This window comes from Mycobacterium sp. GA-2829 (assembly GCF_001499965.1).
GTDB lineage: Bacteria > Actinomycetota > Actinomycetes > Mycobacteriales > Mycobacteriaceae > Mycobacterium.
Window position 1 is genome coordinate 25,082 of record NZ_LQIT01000035.1, and the last position, 23,416, is coordinate 48,497.

Genomic DNA, 23,416 nt, shown 5'->3' on the forward strand with positions numbered 1-23,416 from the left:
GCCGTCAGAACACCCGGACCTGACCCTCGAGGGCGGGCACCGTGTCGGGGAGGTGGTAGGTGGCCAGCCCGTTGCGGAACATCACGTTCTCCCTGGCGTGTTCGGGCAGGTGTTTGACCAGCCAGCGCGGATCATCGAAGGTCCAGTGCGGATAGTCCGAGCTGTAGAGCAGGATCTTGTCGCATTCCATCCACTCGAACGCCCGGGACAGTTCGGTCTTGTCCTCGGGGTAGTCCAGCGGCTGGGTGGTGAACTTGATGTGGTCCTTGACGTATTCGGACGGTTTGCGCTTGATGTCCACCCAGTCCTTGCGCGCCTCGTAGAGCGCGTCCATCCGCCACATCAGCGGCAGGATCCACGTGAACGCGTGCTCCACCAATACGATTCGTAGCGTCGGGAAGCGGTCGAACACTCCGTCGAAGACCAGGCTCATCACCTGGTTGGCGGCCAGCAGCGAGTAGGTGACCATGAAATCATGGTTGTAGCTGGGCATGCCGACCGGCGGCATGGGCAGTTCCTCGAAGTGGCTGCGCGACAGGTGGCAACTCACGGTGATGTCGTGTTTGGTCGCCGCCGCCCAGATCGGGTCGTACTTCGGATTACCCCACGACGGCCGCGGTTCGGCCTTGATCAGGATCTGCGCCATGTACGGATGGCCGGCCCAGCGCTCGATCTCCTCGACCGACTTCTCCGGTTCCTCGATCGCCAGGCAGATCGACCCCCGCCACCGCTCGTGCCAGTTGTTGTGGCTGTCGAGCCAGTGGTTGGCCTGCCAGTCGTTGAGCGCGCACGACATCGCGTGCTGCGCTTCGGGGATGCGCGCCGGGTACGCGGCCGGTTCGAGAATCGCGATGTCGGCCCCGGCCTCCATGATCAGCTGCCGGAACGCCAGATCCGGGTCGCTGCCGGGGAACTGGCCGTCGGCCGGGAAGGTGTCGACACGCATCGCGTAGGCGTGCGCGTAGTCGGGGGCGTCGTAGTAGATCTGCTCGCCCACCTTGCGGGTGTTGAAGTACTTGCTGCGCCACGGTTCCGGAAGGTACTGCCCGAGGTCACCGGCGCGGGGGACGGGGTGCACGTCGGAGTCGACGCACCGGACCGCGATGCGCTCGACCGCCGGTTGCCGGGGGGTGGTGGTGACCGTCATCTCGTGTCTCCCTTGATCGCTTCCGTCACTGCCCGACCTCTGCACCGACCTGAATTCCGTAGAGCTCGGCGGCGTTGCGCCACAACAACTTGTCGCGTTGTTCGGCGCTGAACGACGCAGGCGCCGACGGCTCGTTGAGTTGCCAGTGCGGGTAACTCGACCCGTACATGACCATGTCGTCCTTACCGGTGAACGCATGCCACTCGCCGGCGAAGTCGGCGTCGCCGGGGCCGTCGAGCATGCCCTGTACGAAGTGCACGTGCCCGGGCAGATAGTCACTGGGCATCTTCGGCGCCCACGGTGTCTGTTCGAGGTGCGGTCGGCCGAAACAGTCCATCCGCCAGATGAACGGCGTCAGCAGATCCGCGGCACCGTCGGCCCACACGAAGCGCAGCGCGGGCATCCGCTCGAAGACGCCCTCGGCGATCATGTTCATCAGGTGGTACAGGTAGTTGAGCGCCATGAAGCTCGCGTACTGCTCGTAGGTCCTGGTGTTACCCGAAGGCGTCGGCGGCAGCGCGATCCCCGACCCGACCTCGATATGAACGGCCACAGGCAGATTCGCGTCGATCGCGGCCTCCCACAGCGGCCAGTACTGCGGTTTGCCGTACAACTCGCGGCTCTGCAGCGGGACGCCGATCTGCACGACGCGGGGGTGGTCTCGGTACTTCTCGATCTCCCGCAGGGCGCCGGCGATGTCGTCGGGAACGACGCGGATGGTGCCGCGGAACCGCTCGCCGTGCTCGCTGTGCTCGAGCCAGCGGGTCACCATCATCTCGTTGTGGGCGGCGGCGATCGCGGTGCCGAGGTGGCGGTCGGGCATGACGCCGCGGGTCATCGGGTGCAGGACCGCGACGTCCACGCCGCGGTCGACGAACAGATGCCGGGCCACCACGTCGGGATCGGATCCGGGGTACTGGCCGTCGGGACCCTCGGTGCCCTTGGCGTACTCGCCGCCCGGCGCGCCGTACCAGTCCATTTCGTAGTCCGGGAAGCCGCGGCTGCGGAACGGCTCACGCAGGAAGTTCTTGCGCAAATCCTTGGTGGACTTGACGAAGATGTGCACGCTGGCGTCGATCAACGGCGACCGCGTCCCGTCCTGCAGCGTTGTGGCCAAGTTTCGTCCTCCATGTTCGTCCGGCGAAGGCCGTCGAGCGTGCGCGGCGGAGCCGGACACACAGCCAGTGTAAATCGAAGTTCTTCAAAGGCAAGAACCGAGTTCTCGTTTGGCTTACGCGCATCACCGCAGGTAAATCTGTGTGCTGGTCAACCGCGAGGAACACCTTACGCAGAAGCTGATAGCCATCGGGCGAGAATGCGTGTCTACGGCAGGAGAATGCTATTCTCCTGACAGTCGTGACACCGCTCAGGGAGGCGCTGGATGCTACTCGAGTTCGATGCCGATCAGCGGCTGTGGCAGGAGACCGTGCGCGACGCGGTCACCAAACAGTGCCCGGCCTCGCTGGTCCGCGAGATCGCGGAGAACGGTGTCGACCCGACGCCGCTGTGGAAGAGCTACGTCGACGCCGGGTGGACGGAGCTGACCGACCCGGAGAACGCGGTCGAACTGGCGATCGTGCTCGAGGAGATGGGCCGCGCCACCGATCCCACGCCGTTCCTGGCCACCATGACCCAGTACGCCCCGCTGGCCGGCGACCGGTTCGACGCCCAGCAGGCAGGTGCCGCGGTCTACGAGGGCATCAGCGCGGTCCGCGACGCCGAGGGCTGGGTGCTCGACGGCAGCGCCCGCACCGTCCTCGACGGCGACCGCGCCGAACGGCTCGCCGTGGTGACCGATGCAGGCGTCTTCGTCGTCGACACCGCGCTGGCCGTCCGCCGCCGCAGCCCGGTCTTCGACCCGGTGCTGCACATCGCCGACGTGTCCTTCGACGCCGTGCGGGTGCCTGACACCGACCGGGTGCACACCGATCCGGAGCGGGCCCGCCACCTCGCGCTGACCGGGGTCGCGATCACGACGGTCGGCGCCTGCCAGCGCATCCTCGACCTGGCGCTCGACCACGTCAAACAGCGCCACCAGTTCGGGGTGCCGATCGGTTCGTTCCAGGCCGTGCAGCACAAGGCGGTCGACATGCACGTCGCCATCGAACGGGCCCGTGCGCTGGCGTACTTCGCCGCGCTCACGATCGCCGCCGACGATCCGCGGCGCCGGCTGGCCGCGGCGATGGCCAAGGCGGCGGCGGGGGAGTGCCAGTCGCTGGTGTTCCGCCACGGCCTGCAACTCTTCGGCGCCATGGGCTTCACGTGGGAGAACGACCTGCAGTTCGCGCTGAAACGGGCCAAGGCCGGTGAACTGCTGCTGGGCGGCGCGGCCGAACACCGCGCGACGATCGCGAAGGAGTTTCATGCAGCTGACTTTTGATGCCGACGTCGAGCAGTTCCGCGCGGAGTTCGCGGCCTTCCTCGACGCGAACCTGCCGCCCGAGTCGGCCACCCTGGAGCGGCCCCGGTCGGTGTCGCACATGCCGCAGTGGGCCCGCGACTGGCAGCGCCTGCTGTTCGACAACGGCTGGCTGCTACCCGCGCAGCCGCCCGAGTTCGGCGGCCGCAACGCCTCGGTGCTGCAGCAGTTCGTGCACCTCGATGAACTGTGCCGGCGGCGGATCTACCACAGCTTCAACCCGCAGGGCGTCAACATCGTCGCGGCCTCGCTGCTGACGTTCGGCAGCGAGGAGCAGAAGCACCGCTGGGCGGTTCCGGTGCTGCGCGGTGAGCTCACCGCATCGCTGGGGATGAGTGAGCCGAGCGCCGGTTCGGATCTCGCGTCGCTGCGCACCAGAGCGGCCCGAGACGGTGACCACTTCGTCGTCAACGGGCAGAAGGTGTGGACCTCGGGCGCCCACGACGCCGACTACCTGCTGACGTTCGTCCGCACCGACCCGGACGCCCCCAAGCACCGCGGCATCAGCGCGCTGATCATCCCGACCGATACACCGGGCGTGGTGTGCCGGCCGTTCGCCGACCTGTGCGGTGAGGACAACAAGGACTTCAACGAGGTCTTCTTCACCGACGCCCGGGTGCCCGCGGAGAACCTCGTCGGGCCGCTGAACCAGGGCTGGAAGGTGGCCAACGGTTCCCTCGGCCACGAGCGCACGATGATGTGGCTGGGCTTCGCCGACCGCATCGACAACGTGATCGCCGATTTCGAACCGGCCACCGACCTCGAACGCGACCAGTACGCGTCGATGATCATGGACTATCAGGCGCTGCGCGCCATGGGCTCGGCCGCGCTGGCCCGCGCGGCGCGGGGTGAGATGGACACCGCGTCGGTGTCGGTGCTCAAACTGTTCGGCTCAGAGGCCGAGATGCGGGCCGCCGATGCGGCGCTGACAGCGGCCGGGTCGGCCGGACTGGTGCACCCGTCGACGACAGGGCGCTACGAACACATGAACCTCGACCACTACTTCGCGAGCTGGTTCGAGCGCTACGCCCGCAGTTTCTCCGGCACGATCGCCGGCGGCACCTCGGAGATCCAGCGCAACATCATCGCCACCCAGGTGCTGGGGTTGCCGCGCGGCTGAGGTTCAGCCGCGCGGCCACCGCATCAGTAGTTGTTGCAGCTGTTCGCGACGTCCGAGATCGGCCCGAAGTACTGCTGGGCGGTCGGGTTGCCCTGCAGGAACGCCACCGTCGCCTGCCGCTGCTGCGGGGTCGAGGCGAGGAAGCTGCGCACCGCCTGCTGACCGCTGCGCTGCTGCGCGAACTGCGCGGCCAGGTCGGGATGCTGGTCGTTGAGCGCCGCAATCACCTGGTCGTAGCTGCAGGTGGTGTTGATGATCGGGCCCAGGTCCGGCTGCGCGGCCGCGACGCCGGTGGACAGCGGAACCGCCACGGCGAGGCCGCCGAGCGTGATAGCGATGTTTCGGCGCGACAGCTTGCGCATGGGTACACCCTCTTCTTCGGAATTAGATTGTCGAATTCGCATTCACCGGGCACAAGATCACCCGACAGCAGGTACATCGACAGTAACAGCCCGACTGTTACCTTTTCTTCCGTCGAGCAAACCTCGATCAGTCCCCGGTCAATTGATGACGGCGGCTTCCTTGCGTTCGGTGATGGGCCGCGCCAGCTCCTGCTCGTCGCAGATGCGCTGCAGTTTCTCCAGCGTCTCGTCCAGCCCGGGCCCCCGGCGTTCGCCCGGCGTGAACACCGCGGGCAGATTGCGCATGCCCTGGATGACACCGATCGTGTCGTAGTGCACGGTGCCCTCGGGATCGCAGACGTAGTCGGGCATCCGGTCGAGCACCGCGGTCAGCATCGACTTGAACACCGTGCGGGCCACGTTCGAGCCGACGCAGCGGTGCACCCCGATACCGAAACTGAAGTGGCGGTTGCCCTTCCGGTCGAGCTGCACCTCGTTCGGGTCGGTGAACACCGACGGGTCGCGGTTGGCCATGGCCCACGACAGCCAGAGCCGCTCGTACTTCTTGAACCGTTGGCCCTCGACCTCCACGTCGTCGGCGAACGTGCGAGCGTCGCCGGGGGCGGGGGTGAAGAACCGCAGGAACTCCTCGGTGGCCGGGTGCAGCAGCGTGTCCCGTTCCCGGCTGAGGCGCTCACGCTGATCGGGGTTCTCGCCCAGCCATTCCAGGGCGTGGGCGGTGAGCGCGGTCGTCGTGTCGAAACCGCCGCCGATGATCAGGCCCAGATTGCCGAGGATCTCCATGTCCGGCGCCGGCTCCCCGTCGATGCGCAGCTGCAGCAGCGCGTTGACCAGACCAGGGCGCGGATTCTGCCGGATCTCCATCATGTTGTTGATGAGGTCGATCCCCATCTCGCGGTGCTGCTCGTTGATCTTCTCGCGTTCGGGGGAGTGCTCCGGGGTGTACACCGACGCGTGGGTGGGCTCGCTGTAGACGTTCCACTTGTCGAGTGCGATGCCCATCATGGCCAGCGTGAACACCGCGGGCACCACGTTCGCGAGGTGCTCGACGAAATCGATACGGCCCGACTCGATGTGCTCGTCGAGCGCGGCGCGGGTGATCTCGTCGACGAACGGCTCCCACCGCTTGATCGCTGCGGGCGAGAGATACGGGTTCAGCGCGCCGCGGTAGCTGCTGTGCTCGGGTTCGTCCATCTCCAGGATGCCGCCGCGCACGACGGTGGCCCGGCTGGCCTTCGGGAGCGTGATGCCCTGGAACGGGGTCTCACCGCTGATGTCGTGGTGGTTGGACACCACCGGGCAGCGCGACAACTCGAACACGTGCTTGCTGTCGGCGGCCACCCAGTGCCCGCCGTAGGTGTCGCTCCACGCCATCGGGCACTTGGCGTGCATCTCCTCGGTGACCTTCTCGAACTGCAGCCGGTACTCCGGAGTGTGCCGGTCGAAGTGGTACCGATTCTTCTTGCGGTCGCTGTCGGCTGGGTCGCCGAGGACTTCGTCGACGGTGCTCACGTCGTTGGCTCCCTGAGTCATGTCAGTCGTCGTCGATCGAGATCGCTTGTTCCGGACAGGAGGACACCGCCTCACGCACCGCGTCCTGCTGATCGTCGGGCACGATCTCGTTGACCGGTGACGCGGTGCCGTCGATGTCGCTCAGCTCGAAGGAATCGGGCGCGATCATCGCGCAGAGCGTGTGCCCCTGGCAACGGCCCGAATCAACCCTTACCTTCACTGTTCTCCTCGAATGTGTCTGGCCGTCAACGGGTTCGGGTCAGATGTGGAAGTCGTACCACTTGAGGTAGCCGCCGGCGTCGACGCGCAGCTGCGCACCGGTGACGAAGCGGGCCTCGTCGGAGGCCAGCCACAGCACGGCGTTGCTGATGTCCTCGGGCTCGACCCACGGCACCTTCATCGCCTGCTGCACGTAGAACACCGGCTCGGCGTCGGCCTGCTGCGGGTGTTCGAGGTCGGGCCGGAACGACCGGTACATCGGTTCGCTCTGCAGCATGTTCGTGTTGCAGTTGGTCGGGTGCACCACATTGGCACGGATGCCGCGGGCGCTCAGTTCGGTGGCGAGGTCGTGGACATAGTTCGACAGCGCCCGCTTGGAGTGCACGTAGGCCATCCCGCCGGGATCGTTGCCCGGGTTGTCCTTCTTCGAGGTGTCCATCAACGCCGCGGTGGATCCGGTGGCGATGATCGAGCCGCCCTCCTTGAGGTGAGGGAGTGCGACGTTGATCGCGTTGATCGTGCCGATCAGGTTGGTGTTGATGACGTCGACCCACGCCTGCAGCGGCGGGTTGCCCTTCATCCCGGCGATCCCGGCCTGGGCCACGACGATGTCGAGGCCGCCGAACTCGGCGATACCGTTCTCGAGCGCCTCGCGCAGCTGCGACGCCTCGCGGACGTCGGCCTGTGCGGTGAACGCGCGCTGGCCGGTCTTCTCGATGAACTGCGCGGTCTCCTCGAGGTCCTCGGGAGTGGCCATCGGGTAGCCGATGCTGTCGATGTCCTTGCAGATGTCGACCGCGATGATGTTGGCGCCCTCTTCGGCCAACCGGACCGCATGGCTGCGCCCCTGACCGCGGGCGGCGCCCGTGACGAATGCGACCTTACCTTCTACGCGCCCCACAGCTTGTCCTCTCGTCGATCCGGTTGATTCCGTTGATGTCTCGGTGACCGTCAGGTATTGCGTCCGCCGTTGACCCCGAGGATCTGGCCGGTGATGTAGCCGGCTTCCTCGCTGATCAGGAAGGCGCACGCGGCGGCGATGTCCTCGGGGCGCCCGATGCGCCGGACCGGGGTGGCCGCGATCGTCGCGTCGATGTCCCCGAGATAGCCGCGGTCGGCCGCGGCACGCAGCATCGGGGTGTCGATGAAGCCGGGGGGTACGGCGTTGACGGTGATGCCGCTCGGACCGTATTCCAGTGCAAGCGATTTCGTCAGACCGTTGACCGCGGACTTGGCCGCGACGTACGGCGACATGTACGGCGCGCCCGAGTGGGTGCTCGACGACGAGATGTTGACGATGCGGCCCCATCCCGCCTCGAGCATGTCGGGCAGCGCGGCCTGGATGGTGTGGAAGACACCGTTGAGGTTGACGTCGATGACCTTCTGCCAACGGTCGAACGACACGTCGGTGAACCGTTTGAAACAGTCCAGCCCGGCGGCGTTGACCAGAACGGTGACCGGACCCAGCTGCTTGCGGATCGCGGTGAACGCCGCCTCGACCGCATCCCGGTCGGTCACGTCGGCGACGTGGGCGAAATCCCCGTCGCCCGGGTTCAGGTCGATCGTGGCGACGTGCAGTCCGTCGGCCTGCAGGCGCTGCACGATCGCCAGGCCGATTCCGGAGCCGCCTCCGGTGACGACGGCGTTCTTCACAGCGCGCGGTCCTGCACGCGGGCCGGCTCTTTCACGGTCAGCTCAACGTTCAAGAATCATCCTTCCGATTATGAGAACCGTACTCTCGGCATCGATCATTCTGCAAGAAATCGACCAGCTTCGCCGCGCCACAACCTAAGCTCGTTCCGGTCCCGCACGCCTATGACTAGCCACTCTAGGTTTGCTTGAGTTCTCTCGTCCCGAATGTATGATTCGCCGGGAATGAGAATGGAATTTCCATCACACTGAGGAGCACGATGGCTCAGCCGACCACGGTGACCGCAGACAGCCGGAACGCCGCCGACCCGCAGGCCGGCGCACCTCCGGCGGATCGGCGGTTGCTGATCGACGGCAGGTTGGTCGAGACCGGACGGGTGTTCGCATCACTCAACCCGGCGACCGGCCAGGTGCTCGGACACGCACCGGACGCCACCGTCGACGACGCCAGGGCGGCCGTGGCCGCCGCGCGGCGCGCCTTCGACACCACCGACTGGTCCACCGATGTCGCGCTGCGCGTGCGCTGCCTCAACCAGCTGCACACCGCGCTGGTCGAGCACCGCGACGAACTCGCCGCGCTGACCATCGCGGAAGTGGGCGCCACCGAGGCGCTGTGCCAGGGCGCGCAACTCGACCAGCCCATCGAGATCGTCCGCTACTACGCCGATCTGCTCGCCGGCTATCCGATGACCGAGGACCTCGGCAACATCGAAAGCCGCGGAATGCAGCACCACCGCTGGGTGGAGAAAGAGGCCGCGGGAGTCGTCGCCGCGATCATCGCCTACAACTATCCGAACCAGCTGGCGTTGGCCAAGCTCGCCCCGGCGCTGGCCGCGGGCTGCACGGTGGTGCTCAAGTCCGCACCCGACACCCCGCTGATCACCCTCGCGCTCGGCGAGCTGATCGCCGAACACACCGACATCCCCGCCGGCGTGGTCAACGTGCTCTCCGGCGCCGACCCCGAGGTCGGTGCCGTGCTGACCACCGACGCGGGCGTCGACATGGTGACGTTCACCGGGTCCACCCCGACGGGCCGGCGCATCATGGCCGCCGCCAGCGAGACGTTGAAGAAGGTCTTCCTCGAACTCGGCGGGAAGTCGGCGGCGATCGTGCTCGACGACGCCGACTTCAACACCGCCGCACTGTTCTCGGCGTTCAGCATGGTCACCCACGCCGGACAGGGGTGTGCGCTCACCTCGCGGCTGCTGGTGCCCAGGGCGCACCAGGACCAGATCGTCGAGCTGATCAAGAACAATTTCGGGCTGGTGCGGTACGGCGATCCGGCCGATCCGAAGACCTACATGGGCCCGCTAATCAGCGAGAAGCAGCGCGACAAGGTCGACGGGATGGTCCAACGAGCCGTCGCCGCAGGGGCCTCTCTGGTCACCGGTGGGCAGAAGGTGGACCCCGGCTTCTTCTACACCCCGACCCTGCTCGCCGACGTCGACCCCGACAGCGAGATCGCGCAGGAGGAGGTGTTCGGACCCGTCCTGGTGGTGATCGCGTACGACGATGACGACGATGCGGTCCGCATCGCCAACAACTCGATCTACGGACTGTCCGGTGCGGTATTCGGCAGCCAGGAGCGCGCGCTGGCCGTGGCCCGGCGGATCCGCACCGGCACGTTCTCCATCAACGGGGGCAACTACTTCAGCCCCGACAGCCCGTTCGGCGGGTTCAAGCAGTCCGGTATCGGCCGCGAGATGGGCCGGGCCGGGTTGGAGGAGTTCCTGGAATCCAAGACTTTCGCAACGGTGGTGGGTTAGGTATGAGCAGACCGCTTGACGGCATCCGCGTCCTCGAGGTCGCGATGTACGGTTTCGTCCCGTCGTGCGGCGCGGTGCTCGGGGAGTGGGGCGCCGACGTCATCAAGGTCGAGCACGCGGTGACCGGCGACCCGCAGCGCGGGCTGCGCCAGACCGGGCCGCTGCGAGTCGAGGGCGATCCGAACCCGAACATCGAACACGCCAACCGCGGCAAGCGCAGCATCGGCCTGGACATGTCGGTGCCGGAGGGCCGCGAGGTCCTGCTCGAACTCGCCCGTCGCGCAGACGTCTTCCTGACCAGTTTCCTGCCCGGGCACCGGCAGAAGTTCGGCATCGACGTCGACGACATCCGCGCGGTCAACCCCAACATCGTCTACGCGCGCGGCAGTGCGCTCGGCCCGCGCGGCGAGGAGTCGGTCAAGGGCGGCTACGACATGACCGCGTTCTGGTGCCGCGCCGGCACGGCCGCCACCATCACCCCGCCGGGGATCGAGGGGATGATCGGCCCGCCCGGACCGGCCTACGGCGACACGATCTCCGGGACCAATTTGGCCGGCGGCATCGCGGCGGCGCTGTTCCGGCGCGAACGCACCGGTGAGCCGTCGGTGGTGGACGTGTCGCTGCTGGGCAGCGGACTGTGGGCGATGGGCCACACCGTCGCGCTGACCTCGCACCTGAACCAGTTGATGGTGCAGCCGCCCCCCGGGGTGCACGGTTCGCCGATCAACCCGCTGGTCGGCGTCTATCCGACCGCCGACGACCGCTACATCTCGTTCGTGATGATGCAGCCGACGAAGTTCTGGGCCGACGTGTGCAAACACATGGACCTCGACGACTACGCCGACGATCCGCGCTTCGCCACCGCCGAATCCTTCGCCGAACACACGCCGGCCGCCGTCGAGATCCTCACCGAGGCGATGCGCAAACGCCCGCTGCTCGAGTGGAGCGAGCGGTTCTCATCACTGGCCGGACCGTGGGCGCCGGTACAGGACACCCTGCAGGCCGCCCAGGACGCGCAGATCCGGGCCAACGAGTACCTCGTGGCTGCCGGCGAACTGGAACTGGTCGCCAACCCCGTCCAATTCGACGTCACCGCCCCGCAGACCGGCGCCGCACCGGGATTCGCGGAGCAGACCGACGACATCCTCGTCGAACTCGGCCTGGACTGGGACCGCATCATCGAGCTCAAGACGGCAGGTGCCGTCACGTGACAGTGGAGATCTGAATGCCGTTCATCGCTTCGATCGGGACTTACCTCCCGTGTTGGGGCACACCGCATCACCGCATCGCCGGTGACGATGAGGACGCCATCACGCTGGCCGTCGAGGCAGGCCGCGCGGCGTTGAGTGCGGGCGGTGCGGTGGAACGGGTGGTGGTGGTCAGCCGCAACCTGCCGCTGACCGAGAGCAGCAACGCCGCAGTCCTGCTGGCCGGACTCGGGCTGGATCCCGAACTCGAGGTCGACGAACGCCTCGGCGGGGCGCCCGCCACGCTCGACGCGGTCAGTTCGGCACGTCCGCGGTCGCTGGTGATCGGCGTGGACCTCGAACCGGCGGGTGCGGCGGCGATCCTCACCTCCGACCGGGGTAAGCAGGTCCGCACCGCGGCCCGCGTCGCGCGCAGCCTCCCGGTGCGCACCCGCAACGCCGTCGGCGGCGTCCACGACTACGGCGATCCGCGGCTGCTGCACGAACGCGGTCTGCTGGCCTCACTGTCGGCGGCGTGGCTGGACACCCCGGTGGTCGTCGCCGGTGTCGACCACGACAAGGTGACGGCGCTGTGCATCGGAGATCCCCCTCGGCTTCCCACATTCGGAGCGAGTTCTGGGCTGTTTGCCCTCGCGAGCCTCGCCGAGTCCCATACGATTGGGCCCCTGGTCGCGGTGGAGCAGGCGAGTCTGTCCGGCATCACCGTCACAAACGGTGAGGCACAAGTGATTCGACGCGAACCGGCGGCGCGGCCGCTACCCGAGGGGACCGTCACCCCCGGCGCGGATCTCGCGATTTCGCTGGCGGCCTACGAGCGTGCGTTCGAGGCCAAAGTGCGCTGGGAGGCCGGACGGCACACCGGGACGACGGTTCTCGACTTCCCGCCGCGGTACCGCGTCGCCGACGACTGTGTACTCGACACCGACTACGAACTGGTCCCGCTGCCGCGCACCGGCACCGTCTACACCGAAGCGACCGTGGAGATCCCGGTCCCGGGTATGCGGTCGCCCTACTCGCTGGTGATCGTCGAACTCGACGACACCGACGTCCGCGCACTGGTCAAGGTGACCGGCGCCGCGCCCGGCACCGTAGACATCGGCGACCGTGGCCGGATGGTGCTGCGCCGCGTCGCGGTGCGCTCCGGGGTGCCGGACTACGGCTATGCCTTCGAACCCGGGGCCGTCGAACCGGACGCGGCATGAGGCGGGTCGCGATCGTCGGCGCCGGGATGACGCCGTTCGCCGAACATTTCGCACTGGGCATCAAGGACCTGCTGCCGATGGCGTTCGCGGAATGCGCTGCCAGCGTGGACAAGGGCATGTCCAAGGGCGACATCGACGCGGTGTGGTTCGGCGCGATGGGCACCACCGACGGCTTCCCGTCCGGTGTCCTCGCCGACACGCTCGGTCTGTACGACACCCCGGTCACCCACGTCGAGAACTCGTGCGCCACCGGTAACGACGTCGTGCGCAACGCGCTCTACGGCATCGCGGCCGGCGCCGCCGACGTCGCGTTGGTGATGGGTGCGGACAAGCTACGCGAGGTCGCCACCAAGGACATGCTGTGGGGCTGGGAGGCCACCACCAGGGACATGGCGTGGGACTACCCGCTCGGGCTCGTCGCACCCGCCGGATTCGCGCTGCACGTGCGCCGGTACCTACACGAATCCCCGGCCACCCGTGAGCATTTGGCGATGATCGCGGTCAAGAACCACCGCAACGCCGTCGACAACCCCAAGGCCCGGCTGCGGTTCGAGATCACCGTCGAACAGGCGCTGTCGGCGCCGATGGTGGTCAACCCCTTCGGGATATATGACTGCGCACCGCAGAGCGACGGCGCCGCGGCGCTGATCCTGGCGGCCGAGGATGTCGTGGACCGGTTCACCGACCGGCCGGTGTGGGTGCGCGGCGTCGGGCTGGGCCTGGATTCGGTGATGTACCCCCACAAACCGGATATGACGACCTTCCCCGCGACGGTCCGCGCCGCCAAACGCGCCTTCGGGATGGCCGGGCTGAGCCCGTCGGACATCGACGTCGCCGAGGTGCACGACTACTTCACCGGGATCGAGTTGATCAGCTATGAGGACCTCGGATTCGCCGAGAAGTTCGGCGCCCACAAACTCGTCGAGGCCGAGGTGACGAGCATGGGCGGGGCGCTGCCGGTCAACCCCAGCGGCGGACTGAAGGCCAAGGGCCACCCGCCCGGCGCGACCGGCGTCGCGCAATGCGTGGAACTGTTCGGCCAACTCCGCGGCGAAGCGGTCAACCAGGTCGACGGCGCACGAGTCGGGCTGGCGCACAACATCGGAGGACCGACCGCGGTCGCGGCGGTCACCATCCTGGAAGGAACCCGAGTCGATGGCTGAGCGGTGGACACCCGGGATATCGCTGAGCCGCAACCTGTCCGGGCCCATGCAGGCCGTCGGCGGGTTGTTCGCGATGTCGGCCGACGCGATCAAGTACGTGTTCCAGCGGCCGTTCCAGTGGCGGGAGTTCCTCGAGCAGTGCTGGTTCGTCGCGCGCGTGTCACTGGCGCCGACGCTGCTGGTGGCGATTCCGTTCACCGTGCTGGTGAGCTTCATCCTCAACATCCTGCTGCGCGAACTCGGCGCCGCCGACCTGTCCGGCGCGGGTGCGGCGTTCGGGGCGGTGACCCAGGTCGGTCCGATGGTCACCGTGCTGATCGTCGCCGGGGCGGGTGCCACCGCGATGTGCGCCGACCTCGGCTCCCGCACCATCCGCGAGGAGATCGACGCGATGGAGGTGCTGGGCATCAATCCGGTTCAGCGCCTTGTCACTCCGCGCATGCTGGCTTCGGGCCTGGTCGCACTGCTGCTCAACAGCCTGGTGGTCATCATCGGCATCCTGGGCGGCTACGTGTTCTCCGTGTTCATCCAGGACGTCAACCCGGGCGCCTTCGCGGCGGGCATCACGCTGCTCACCGGGGTGCCGGAGGTCATCATCTCCTGCGTCAAGGCCGCGCTGTTCGGGTTGATCGCCGGCCTGGTCGCCTGCTACCGGGGGCTGACGATCTCCGGCGGCGGCGCCAAGGCCGTGGGCAACGCGGTCAACGAGACCGTGGTGTATGCGTTCATGGCGCTGTTCGTGATCAACGTGCTGGTCACCGCCATCGGCATCCGGATGACGACGGACTGACCCATGGGAACGATCACCACGCTGCGGGCGACCTACCCGCGCATCAGCAGACAACTCGGCCGCCCGGCCCAGATCCTCGGTCGGATCGGCGATCACGCGCTGTTCTACCTGCGCGCGCTCGGCGGCACGCCGCACGCCGCGGTGCACTTCCGCAAGGAGATCATCCGGCTGATCGCCGAGATCTCCATGGGCGCGGGCACACTCGCCATGATCGGCGGCACCGTCGTGATCGTCGGATTCCTGACGCTGGCGGCGGGCGGCACGCTGGCGGTGCAGGGGTACAGCTCGCTGGGCAACATCGGCATCGAGGCGCTCACCGGCTTCCTCGCCGCGTTCATCAACGTGCGCATCTCCGCCCCCGTCGTGGCCGGCATCGGATTGGCCGCCACCTTCGGCGCCGGCGTCACCGCACAGTTGGGCGCCATGCGCATCAACGAGGAGGTCGATGCGCTGGAGTCGATGGGCATCCCCCCGGTCGAATATCTGGTGAGTACCCGCATCGTGGCCGGGATGATCGCGATCACCCCGCTGTACTCGATCGCGGTGATTCTGTCGTTCGTCGCCAGCCAGTTCACCACCGTCGTCCTGTTCGGCCAGTCCGGCGGCCTCTACGACCACTACTTCGACACGTTCCTCAACCCGATCGACCTGCTGTGGTCGTTCCTGCAGGCCATCCTGATGGCGATCACGATCCTGTTGATCCACACCTACTTCGGTTATTTCGCCACCGGCGGACCGTCGGGTGTGGGCGTCGCGGTCGGCAACGCGGTGCGCACGTCGCTGATCGTGGTGGTGTCGGTGACGCTGCTCGTCTCGCTGTCCATCTACGGCTCCAACGGCAACTTCAACCTGTCGGGGTAGGGGAGCACTGTGTCGAAGAATCTGGGCCCAGGGCCGATGCACCGATCGGAGACCACGAGTTCCGCGGCACCGGTGGCGTCCTCGGGTGGTCGCCACTTCGGGGTGACCCATTACGCGCGGCCGCTGGCCGGCCTCGGGCTGGTCGTGGCAGTCGTGGTCGTCGTCGCCCTGGCGGTCGGACTGTTCCGCGGCAGCTTTACGGATTCGGTTCCGGTGACCGTCATCTCGGATCGCGCCGGGCTGGTGATGAACCCCGACGCCAAGGTCAAGATGCGCGGCGTCGAGGTCGGCAAGGTCGCCTCGATCGAACAGCGCGCCGACGGTACGGCGGCGCTGCACCTGGCGATGCAACCGTCCCAGATGCACCTCATCCCGGACAATGTCGGCGTCGACATCGAATCCACCACGGTGTTCGGCGCGAAGTCCGTCCAGTTCGTCGCCCCACCGCAGCCGTCGGGAAAGACGCTGCGCGCCGGCCAGGTGCTGCGCGGTGACCGGGTGATGGTCGAGATCAACACCGTCTTCCAGGATCTGGTGGCCGTACTCGACCGCATCGACCCGGCCAAACTCAACCAGACGCTCGGCGCGATCTCCTCGGCCTTCTCCGGCCGCGGCGAGAGCATGGGGCAGACGCTCAGCGATTTCAACGCGCTGCTGGCCGAACTCGAACCGAGCCTGCCCAACCTCGCGCGCGACATGGAACTGACCGCGCCGGTCGCCGCCGCCTACGCGGACATCGCACCGGACCTCATCGCCACCATGAAGAACGCGACGACGATCAGCGACGGCATCGTCGAGGAGCAGAACAATCTCGACGCGTTCCTGGTGAGCGCCGTCGGACTCGCCGACGTCGGCAACGAGGTGGTCGGCGGCAACCGGGAGGCCCTGACCGAGGTGCTCAGACTGGTGGCCCCGACGACCGACCTGTTCAACGAGTACTCGAAGGCGATCAACTGCACGCTCGAAGGGATGAGCTACGTGCTGCACCAGCCGCCGCAGATGGACCCCGGCGTGGTGGTCAACGTGGCGTTCACCATGGGGATCGATCGCTACCGCTACCCCCGCAACCTGCCCAAGGTCGCAGCCAAGGGAGGACCGAACTGTATGGGGCTGCCCTACATCGGATTCGGTAACCGGTCGAAGTATCTGGTCACCGACACCAACGCCAATCCGTGGCAGTACGGCAACCAGGGCATCCTGCTCAACTCCGACGGCCTCAAGCAGATGCTGTTCGGCCCGCTGGACGGTCCGCCGCGCAACACCGCCCAGATCGGACAGCCGGGATGACGAGCGTGCGAGGCACCCTGATCAAGTTCGCGGTCTTCGCCACCGTGATGACACTGCTGACCGCATTCCTGTTCATGGCGTTCAGCCAGTACCGCAGCGGTTCCACGTCGAAGTACTCGGCGGTGTTCAGCGATGCGTCGCGGCTGGACACCGGTGATTCGGTGCGGGTGGCCGGCGTCCGGGTCGGCACGGTGAAAAAGGTGGCGCTGCAAGCGGACAAGACCGTGCTGGTGGACTTCGACGCCGACCAGTCCATTGTGCTCACCTCGGGCACCCAGGCGGCGGTGCGGTACCTCAACCTGACCGGTGACCGCTACCTCGAACTCGTCGACGGGCCCGGGTCCACGCGCAAACTGCCTGCGGGCGCGCAGATCCCGAAGGAGCGCACCACCGGAGCCCTGGACCTCGACCTGCTGCTCGGCGGTCTGCGACCGGTCATCCAGGGCCTCAACGCCCAGGACGTCAACGCGCTGACCTCGTCGCTCATCCAGATCTTCCAGGGCCAGGGCGACACCCTGAACTCGCTGCTGAGCAGGACGTCGTCGTTCTCGAACACGCTCGCCGACAACAACGAGGTCGTGCAGCAGCTCATCGAGAACCTCGACACGGTGGTGGAGACGCTGGCCAAGGATGGCGACAAGTTCTCCGGCGCCATCGATCGCCTCGAACAGCTCATCAGCGGGCTGTCCGACGACCGCGACCCGATCGGCACCGCGATCACCGCACTGGACAACGGAACCGCGTCGATCGCGGACCTCTTGACCGAGGCCAGGCCGCCGCTGGCGCGCACCGTCGACGAGATGAACCGGTTGGCCCCGCTGCTCGACGACCACCAGATCATCCTCGACATGGCCCTGCAGAAGGGTCCGGAGAACTACCGCAAGGTGGCCCGCCTCGGCTCGTACGGCAGTTGGATCATGTACTACATCTGCGGGCTGTCCTTCCGCGTCACCGATCTACAGGGCCGGACCGCGGTCTTCCCCTGGGTCAAACAGGAGGGCGGAAGGTGCGGTGAGCCCTGATGCGTAAGTACCGCGAGTCGAACCTCGTCAAGGCCGGCTTCATCGGCGCGATGCTGATCGTGTTGGTGATCGCCGTCGGTCTGCAGCCCGAGCGAATCATCCAGTGGGCCACCTCGGTTCGGCACCAGGCGCTGTTCACCGAGGCAGGCGGTATCACCGTCGGCAACGACGTCACCGTGTCCGGTATCAAGATCGGGACCGTGACCGACGTGTCGCTGTCCAACGGCGACGCGCTGGTGTCGTTCACCACCGACGGCAGGTATCCGCTCGGCTCGCAGACCACCGTCCACATCCGCATCGGATCACTGCTCGGCGAGCGGGTGCTCACCCTCGAATCCGAGGGCAGCGGATCGTTGAGCCAGTCCGAGGTCATCCCGGTGTCGCGGACCTCGTCGCCGTATTCGCTCACCGATGCGGTCGGCGATCTGACCACCAACTCCGCGGGTACCGACACGACGTCGCTGAACCAGTCGCTCGACACCCTCTCGGCAACCATTGATCAGGTTGCGCCGCAGCTGAGTTCGACCTTCGACGGGTTGAGCCGGCTGTCGCGCTCGCTCAACAGCCGCAACGAGAACCTGGCCGGACTGCTCAAGAGCGCCAGCGAGGTGACCGAGGTGCTGTCTCAGCGCAGCCAGCAGCTCAACACGTTGATACTCAACGCCAACGATCTGCTGGGCGTGCTCAACGACCGGCGGGATGCGATCGTCGACCTGCTGGCCAACACCTCCGCGGTCTCCCAGCAACTCACCGGGCTCGTCGCCGACAACGAGGCGGAACTGGCGCCCACGCTGCAGCGGCTCAACTCGGTCGAGGCGATGCTCGAACGCAACCGCGACAACATCGGCAAGATCCTGCCCAGCCTGAAGAAGTTCATCCTCGCCCAGGGCGAGACGCTCGCCAACGGCCCGTACTACAACGCCTACGTCCCGAACCTGCAGCCCGCGCAGATTCTGCAGCCGTTCATGGACTACGCGTTCGGCTTCCGCCGCGGCACCAACGCCGGACAGCCGCCGGACACCGCGGGTCCGCGCGCCGAACTGCCGCTGCCCTACAACGGCATTCCTGGAGGTTCGCGATGAGGGGACGTAGGCGCCTGACGACGCTGCTGTCGCTTGCGCTGGTCGCACTGCTGGTGGCCGGTGCGGCGGTCCTGGTGCGCCAGATCTACTTCGGACCGCGCACCTTCGAAGCGGTGTTCACCTCCGCGACCGGTATCTATCCTGGCGACGAGGTGCGAGTGTCCGGCGTCCCGGTCGGCACCATCGACTCGATCGAACCCGAGGGCACCCAGACCCGGCTGATCCTGCACGTCGACCGCGACGTGCCGGTGCCCGCCGACGCCAAGGCGGTGATCGTCGCACCCAACCTGATCTCCGCGCGCTACGTGCAGCTCACCCCCGCCTACCGGACGAGCGGACCCACCCTGCCCGACGACGCGGTGATCCCGCTGGAGCGCACCGCCGTCCCGGTCGAATGGGACGAGGTCAAGGAACAGCTGACCCGGCTGGCCACCGATCTCGGACCGCAGAGCGGGGTCGACGGCACCTCGGTGTCGCGGTTCATCGACAGTGCGGCCAACGCGATGGACGGCAACGGCGACAAGCTGCGTCAGGTGATCACCGAACTCTCGGGCGCCGCACGGGTTCTGGCCGAGGGCAGCGGCAACATCGTCGACATCATCAAGAACCTGCAGACCTTCATCTCGGCGCTCAAGAACAGCAACGAGCACGTGATGCTGTTCCAGAACCGGTTGGCGACGCTGACCAGCGTGGTCGACGGCAGCCGCTCGGATCTCGATGCGGCGCTGAAGGATCTGTCGGTGGCCGTCGTCGAGGTGCAGCGCTTCGTTGCGGGCAGCCGCGAGCAGACCTCCGAGCAGGTGCAGCGGTTGGCGAATGTCACCAGCAACCTGCTCAACAACAAGATGGAGATCGAGAACCTCCTGCACATCGCGCCCAACGCGCTGAGCAACGCCTACAACATCTACAACCCGGACACCGGAAGCGCCGTCGGGCAGTTCGTGTTGAACAACTTCTCGAATCCGGTGCAGTTCATCTGCGGCGCCATCGGCGCGGTCCAGAACACCACCGCGCCGGAGACGGCGAAGCTGTGCTCGCAGTACCTCGGGCCTGCGCTGCGGCTACTGAACTTCAACTACCTGCCGATCGGGATCGACCCCTTCCTGAGCCCGTCGGCCAACCCGGAAAACATCATCTACTCCGAACCCAACCTGGCACCCGGTGGCGGCGGATCGCCCCAGCCGCCGCTGATCCCGCCGACGGTCTCGGCCTACGAGGGGGTCGCCCCGGGTCCGGCGCCGTTCACCGGACGTCCGCCGGGTGTGCCCGGCCCGGGCGCGCAGCAGCTCCTGCCGGGTGGGGCGCCGCTGGTGCCGCCGAACATGCCGACCACCATCGAGTCCGTGCTCAACCCGGGCGGGCCGCCGCCCGGCCCGCCGCCTGCCGCACCGGCCCCCGGACCGCTGCTGCCGGCAGAAGGGACACCGCAGCCATGACGGGCGCAAAGGCGCGACGCCTCACCATCATCGCGGGGTCGGCCATCGCGATGACCATGAGCGGCTGCGGTTTCCAGGGTGTCAACACCCTGCCGCTGCCGGGTGCGGTCGGCCGTGGGTCGGATGCAAAGGTGTATCACGTCGAGATCGCGAATGTGGCTCAGCTCGAGCCGAATTCGCCGGTGATGATGAACGACGTGGTGGTCGGCAGCGTGCGGAAGATGTCGGTCAAGGATTGGCACGCCGATGTCGAGATCTCGGTGAAGCCGGAGATCACGGTGCCGGCGAACGCGGTGGCCAGCGTCGCGCAGACCTCGCTGCTCGGTTCGATGCACCTCGCGCTCAACCCGCCGCTCGGCGACGCCCCCGAGGGGGTTCTCGAACCCGGTGCCACGATCGGGCTCAACGACTCGTCGACCTATCCCACCACCGAGCAGACGCTGTCCTCGCTGGCGGCGGTGGTCAACGGGGGCGGGCTCGGCCAGATCGGCGACGTCATCCACAACTTCAGCGCGGCCCTCGACGGCCGCCAGGGCGAGGTGCGCGAACTGCTCACCCGGTTGGACAATTTCGTCGGCACACTCGACGCCCAACGCGACAACATCGTGTCCTCGATCCAGTCGCTGAACCGGTTGTCCTCGACGTTCGCCCAGCAGCGCGACGACATCACCCAGGCGCTGGACCGCATCCCGCCCGCGATCGACGTGCTGGTCCGGGAACGGCCCCGGCTGACCACCGCACTGCAACGGCTCGGCACGTTCAGCGACACCGCAACGCAACTGGTGAACGACTCCAAGGACGACCTGGTCCGCAACCTGAAGAACCTCGAACCCACGATCAAGGCGTTCGCCGACATCGGTCCGGATCTCAACTCGATCCTCGAGTACGCCGCCCACTTCCCGTTCACGCAGAGCTTCATCGACCGTGCCATCCGCGGCGACTACTACAACCTGTTCGCGGTGGTCGACTTCACGATCCCGCGGTTGAAGCGCACGCTGTTCCTGGGCACCCGGTGGGAGCAGGAGGGTGCCGAACTGGTCCCCGCCCCAGGGGATCCCAGCTATCTGCAGTACACCTACGATCCGCTCAAGCTCGGGCTCGATGCGGCCGAATCGGGTGCGTTCCCCGCCGACGAGCCGCCGGCCGAGGCCGCCACCGCGGAGGCGGCCGCACCGTTGCCGCCACCGCCGCCGGTGACCGAAGAGGTCGGGCCCATCCTGCCTGTCACACCGCCGGCTCCGATGTCGATGTTCGGCGGTCCCGCCCCCGCACCGGCGCCCGCGCCCCCGCGGGGCGGTGGTGTGCCGCTGTTCGCCGGGCCGTACGCGAATCCGACGCCGCTGAACCCGATTCCGTCGAATGAAGGGGGTCGCTGATGCTGACGCGGTTCGTGCGGACCCAGCTGATCATCTTCACGATCGCCTCGATCGTCGGTGTCGGTGTGATGGCGTTCGTCTACATGCAGGTGCCGACCCTGCTGGGGGTCGGCCGGATGATCGTCACGGTGGAGTTGCCCGCCTCCGGCGGCCTCTACCAGTTCAGCAACGTCACCTACCGCGGCTCCCAGGTCGGCAAGGTGACGAAGGTGACGCTGACCGACAACGGCGCCGAGGCGACGCTGTCGTTGGACGGTTCGGCCGAGATCCCGTCCGATCTGAAGGCCGAGGTGCGCAGTGTGTCGGCCGTCGGCGAGCAGTACGTCGAATTGCTGCCGAACACCGACCAGCCGCCGTACCTGGAGAACGGATCGGTGATCGCCATGCGCGACACCACGATTCCGCAGGCGGTCGGTCCGATGCTGGATCAGCTGAGCTCCCTGGTGAACACGATCCCGAAGGACAAACTCGGGCAGCTGCTCGACGAGTCGTACAACGCCTTCAAGGGCACCGACTTCGACTTCGGCTCGCTGCTCGACTCGTCGTCGACGATCACCCGCGACGCCAGGGCCGTGGCCGGGCAGACCCGCACACTGACCGACGATGCGGTGCCGTTCCTGAACGCCCAGGCCCAGACGGCTGATTCGATCCGCACGTGGGGGCGCAGCCTGGCGGGTATCACCGATCAGGTCGCCAACAACGATCCGCAGGTCCGGTCGATCCTGCGCAACGGGCCCGGCTTCGCGCAGGAGACCTCGCGTCTGCTCGAACAGGTCAAGCCGACGCTGCCGGTGCTGCTGGCGAACCTGACCACGTTCGGCCAGATCGGGGTCACCTACAACCCGTCGATCGAGCAGCTGCTGGTGCTCGTGCCGCCGTTCGTCTCGCAGATCCAGACCTATGCGCCGACGAACAATCCCAGCGGTCTGCCGAACGGCGACTTCTCGCTCGGCCTCGGCGATCCCGCGGCCTGTACCGTCGGCTTCCTCCCGCCGTCGGCGTGGCGCAGTCCCGACGACACCTCCGTGATCGACACCCCGGACAATCTGTACTGCAAACTGCCGCAGGATTCGCCCGTCGCCGTGCGCGGTGCCCGCAACTATCCGTGCATGGAGCATCCGGGTAAGCGCGCGCCGACGGTCGAACTGTGCAACGACCCCAACGGGTTCACGCCGCTCGCGCAGCGTCAGCATGTGCTGGGGCCGTACCCGCTCGACCCGAACCTGATCAGCCAGGGCGTCCCGCCGGACAGCCGGGTGTTGGTGGACTCCAACACCTTCGGCCCCATCGAGGGCACCCCGCTGCCGCCCGGGGTCACCGAGCGGCCGGCGGACATCCCGCCACCAGCGTCACCGCCGCCGAACTTCGCGGGCACCGGGCCGGGACCGCTGCTTCCCGGCCAACCGCTGTACACGTCGCCACCGGTCAGCCCGCCCGGGCCGGCCCAGGTGACGGTGCCCGACGCCGTACCGACCCCGCCCGCGGACCTGCCGCAGGTCACGCAGGTTCCGGTGCCGCCGGGGATGGCGCCGGGTGAGGTGCCGTTGCCCCCGGGCGCCGAACCGGTGCCCTCACCGGCCCCCGTGCCCGCGCCTGCGGCGTTCCAGGGCGGCGGCGAGTCGGGTCCGTCGGTGGGCGTGGCCAAGTACAACCCGCGCACCGGGGAGTACATGGGCAGTGACGGCAAGATGTACCGGCAGTCGGATCTGGTCAGCCGGCCCAAGAGCTGGCAGGACATGATGCCGACCTGACGGCCGCAACGAGAACCGGCCCGGAAGCGTTGTGCTTCCGGGC

Annotated in this window: 21 protein-coding genes; 14 read left to right on the forward strand and 7 right to left on the reverse strand. The window is 67.4% G+C overall.

All coding sequences use genetic code 11. The features are described from left to right. Positions 1 to 4: 4 nt before the first annotated feature. Together AU194_RS20700 and AU194_RS20705 are read right to left on the reverse strand one after the other, a co-directional pair. The gene (locus AU194_RS20700) at positions 5 to 1,147 is read right to left on the reverse strand and encodes an amidohydrolase family protein (protein WP_059091140.1); all 1,143 of its coding nucleotides are present in this window, start codon (positions 1,145 to 1,147) and stop codon (positions 5 to 7) included. A 25-nt stretch (positions 1,148 to 1,172) separates the two neighbouring features. Then, the gene (locus AU194_RS20705) at positions 1,173 to 2,264 is read right to left on the reverse strand and encodes an amidohydrolase family protein (protein WP_059091141.1); all 1,092 of its coding nucleotides are present in this window, start codon (positions 2,262 to 2,264) and stop codon (positions 1,173 to 1,175) included. 264 nt (positions 2,265 to 2,528) lie between these two features. Between AU194_RS20705 and AU194_RS20710 the strand changes: the two genes are divergently transcribed. Both AU194_RS20710 and AU194_RS20715 read left to right on the forward strand, forming a co-directional pair. Continuing rightward, positions 2,529 to 3,527, forward strand: a complete 999-nt coding sequence (locus AU194_RS20710; protein ID WP_059091142.1) for an acyl-CoA dehydrogenase family protein — start codon at positions 2,529 to 2,531, stop codon at positions 3,525 to 3,527. Next, entirely contained in the window at positions 3,511 to 4,686 is a 1,176-nt protein-coding gene (locus tag AU194_RS20715) for an acyl-CoA dehydrogenase family protein (protein WP_059091143.1), read from the forward strand. Before AU194_RS20710 ends, AU194_RS20715 begins: the two co-directional genes overlap by 17 nt. Positions 4,687 to 4,709: 23 nt before the next feature. Here AU194_RS20715 and AU194_RS20720 read toward each other — a convergent pair whose 3' ends face one another. The 5 genes from AU194_RS20720 to AU194_RS20740 all read right to left on the reverse strand — a co-directional run bounded on the left by AU194_RS20720 (position 4,710) and on the right by AU194_RS20740 (position 8,432). Next, positions 4,710 to 5,048 (reverse strand): hemophore-related protein, encoded by a 339-nt coding sequence (locus AU194_RS20720; protein ID WP_059091144.1) that lies wholly within the window; start codon positions 5,046 to 5,048, stop codon positions 4,710 to 4,712. A 138-nt stretch (positions 5,049 to 5,186) separates the two neighbouring features. Beyond that, positions 5,187 to 6,560 (reverse strand): cytochrome P450, encoded by a 1,374-nt coding sequence (locus AU194_RS20725; protein ID WP_369804179.1) that lies wholly within the window; start codon positions 6,558 to 6,560, stop codon positions 5,187 to 5,189. Positions 6,561 to 6,582: 22 nt separating this feature from the next. Continuing rightward, positions 6,583 to 6,780, reverse strand: coding sequence for a ferredoxin (locus AU194_RS20730; protein WP_059091146.1), 198 nt, complete (start codon positions 6,778 to 6,780; stop codon positions 6,583 to 6,585). Positions 6,781 to 6,819: 39 nt separating this feature from the next. Beyond that, on the reverse strand, positions 6,820 to 7,680 hold the full coding sequence (locus tag AU194_RS20735) for a mycofactocin-coupled SDR family oxidoreductase (protein ID WP_059091147.1): 861 nt from the start codon (positions 7,678 to 7,680) through the stop codon (positions 6,820 to 6,822). Between the two features lie 50 nt (positions 7,681 to 7,730). Further along, on the reverse strand, positions 7,731 to 8,432 hold the full coding sequence (locus AU194_RS20740; RefSeq protein WP_059091148.1) for an SDR family NAD(P)-dependent oxidoreductase: 702 nt from the start codon (positions 8,430 to 8,432) through the stop codon (positions 7,731 to 7,733). A 257-nt stretch (positions 8,433 to 8,689) separates the two neighbouring features. Here AU194_RS20740 and AU194_RS20745 point away from each other — a divergent pair, with 257 nt between their 5' ends. From AU194_RS20745 to AU194_RS20800, 12 genes are read left to right on the forward strand one after another with little or no spacing between them, the layout of a single operon-like run. Continuing rightward, positions 8,690 to 10,195, forward strand: coding sequence for an aldehyde dehydrogenase family protein (locus tag AU194_RS20745; RefSeq protein WP_059091149.1), 1,506 nt, complete (start codon positions 8,690 to 8,692; stop codon positions 10,193 to 10,195). A 2-nt stretch (positions 10,196 to 10,197) separates the two neighbouring features. After that, complete coding sequence (locus AU194_RS20750) at positions 10,198 to 11,406, forward strand: CaiB/BaiF CoA-transferase family protein (RefSeq protein WP_059091150.1); 1,209 nt, start codon at positions 10,198 to 10,200, stop codon at positions 11,404 to 11,406. 14 nt (positions 11,407 to 11,420) lie between these two features. Then, the gene (locus AU194_RS20755; RefSeq protein WP_059091151.1) at positions 11,421 to 12,605 is read left to right on the forward strand and encodes an OB-fold domain-containing protein; all 1,185 of its coding nucleotides are present in this window, start codon (positions 11,421 to 11,423) and stop codon (positions 12,603 to 12,605) included. Then, entirely contained in the window at positions 12,602 to 13,768 is a 1,167-nt protein-coding gene (locus AU194_RS20760; RefSeq protein ID WP_059091152.1) for a thiolase, read from the forward strand. The genes AU194_RS20755 and AU194_RS20760 overlap by 4 nt, the downstream gene beginning before the upstream one ends. Then, positions 13,761 to 14,558, forward strand: a complete 798-nt coding sequence (locus AU194_RS20765) for an ABC transporter permease (protein ID WP_059091153.1) — start codon at positions 13,761 to 13,763, stop codon at positions 14,556 to 14,558. The genes AU194_RS20760 and AU194_RS20765 overlap by 8 nt, the downstream gene beginning before the upstream one ends. 3 nt (positions 14,559 to 14,561) lie before the next feature. Further along, positions 14,562 to 15,419 (forward strand): ABC transporter permease, encoded by an 858-nt coding sequence (locus tag AU194_RS20770; RefSeq protein ID WP_059091154.1) that lies wholly within the window; start codon positions 14,562 to 14,564, stop codon positions 15,417 to 15,419. A gap of 9 nt (positions 15,420 to 15,428) precedes the next feature. After that, the gene (locus tag AU194_RS20775) at positions 15,429 to 16,706 is read left to right on the forward strand and encodes an MCE family protein (RefSeq protein WP_059091155.1); all 1,278 of its coding nucleotides are present in this window, start codon (positions 15,429 to 15,431) and stop codon (positions 16,704 to 16,706) included. After that, the gene (locus AU194_RS20780) at positions 16,703 to 17,728 is read left to right on the forward strand and encodes an MCE family protein (RefSeq protein WP_059091156.1); all 1,026 of its coding nucleotides are present in this window, start codon (positions 16,703 to 16,705) and stop codon (positions 17,726 to 17,728) included. Before AU194_RS20775 ends, AU194_RS20780 begins: the two co-directional genes overlap by 4 nt. Further along, positions 17,728 to 18,810, forward strand: coding sequence for an MCE family protein (locus tag AU194_RS20785; RefSeq protein WP_059091157.1), 1,083 nt, complete (start codon positions 17,728 to 17,730; stop codon positions 18,808 to 18,810). Before AU194_RS20780 ends, AU194_RS20785 begins: the two co-directional genes overlap by 1 nt. Then, entirely contained in the window at positions 18,807 to 20,246 is a 1,440-nt protein-coding gene (locus AU194_RS20790) for an MCE family protein (protein WP_059091158.1), read from the forward strand. The genes AU194_RS20785 and AU194_RS20790 overlap by 4 nt, the downstream gene beginning before the upstream one ends. Beyond that, a complete protein-coding gene (locus AU194_RS20795) occupies positions 20,243 to 21,622 on the forward strand; it encodes an MCE family protein (RefSeq protein WP_059091159.1) in 1,380 nt (459 codons plus the stop codon). Before AU194_RS20790 ends, AU194_RS20795 begins: the two co-directional genes overlap by 4 nt. Beyond that, positions 21,622 to 23,373: an MCE family protein gene (locus AU194_RS20800; RefSeq protein WP_059091160.1), complete on the forward strand. Its 1,752-nt coding sequence runs from the start codon at positions 21,622 to 21,624 to the stop codon at positions 23,371 to 23,373. Before AU194_RS20795 ends, AU194_RS20800 begins: the two co-directional genes overlap by 1 nt. Positions 23,374 to 23,416 lie beyond the last annotated feature (43 nt).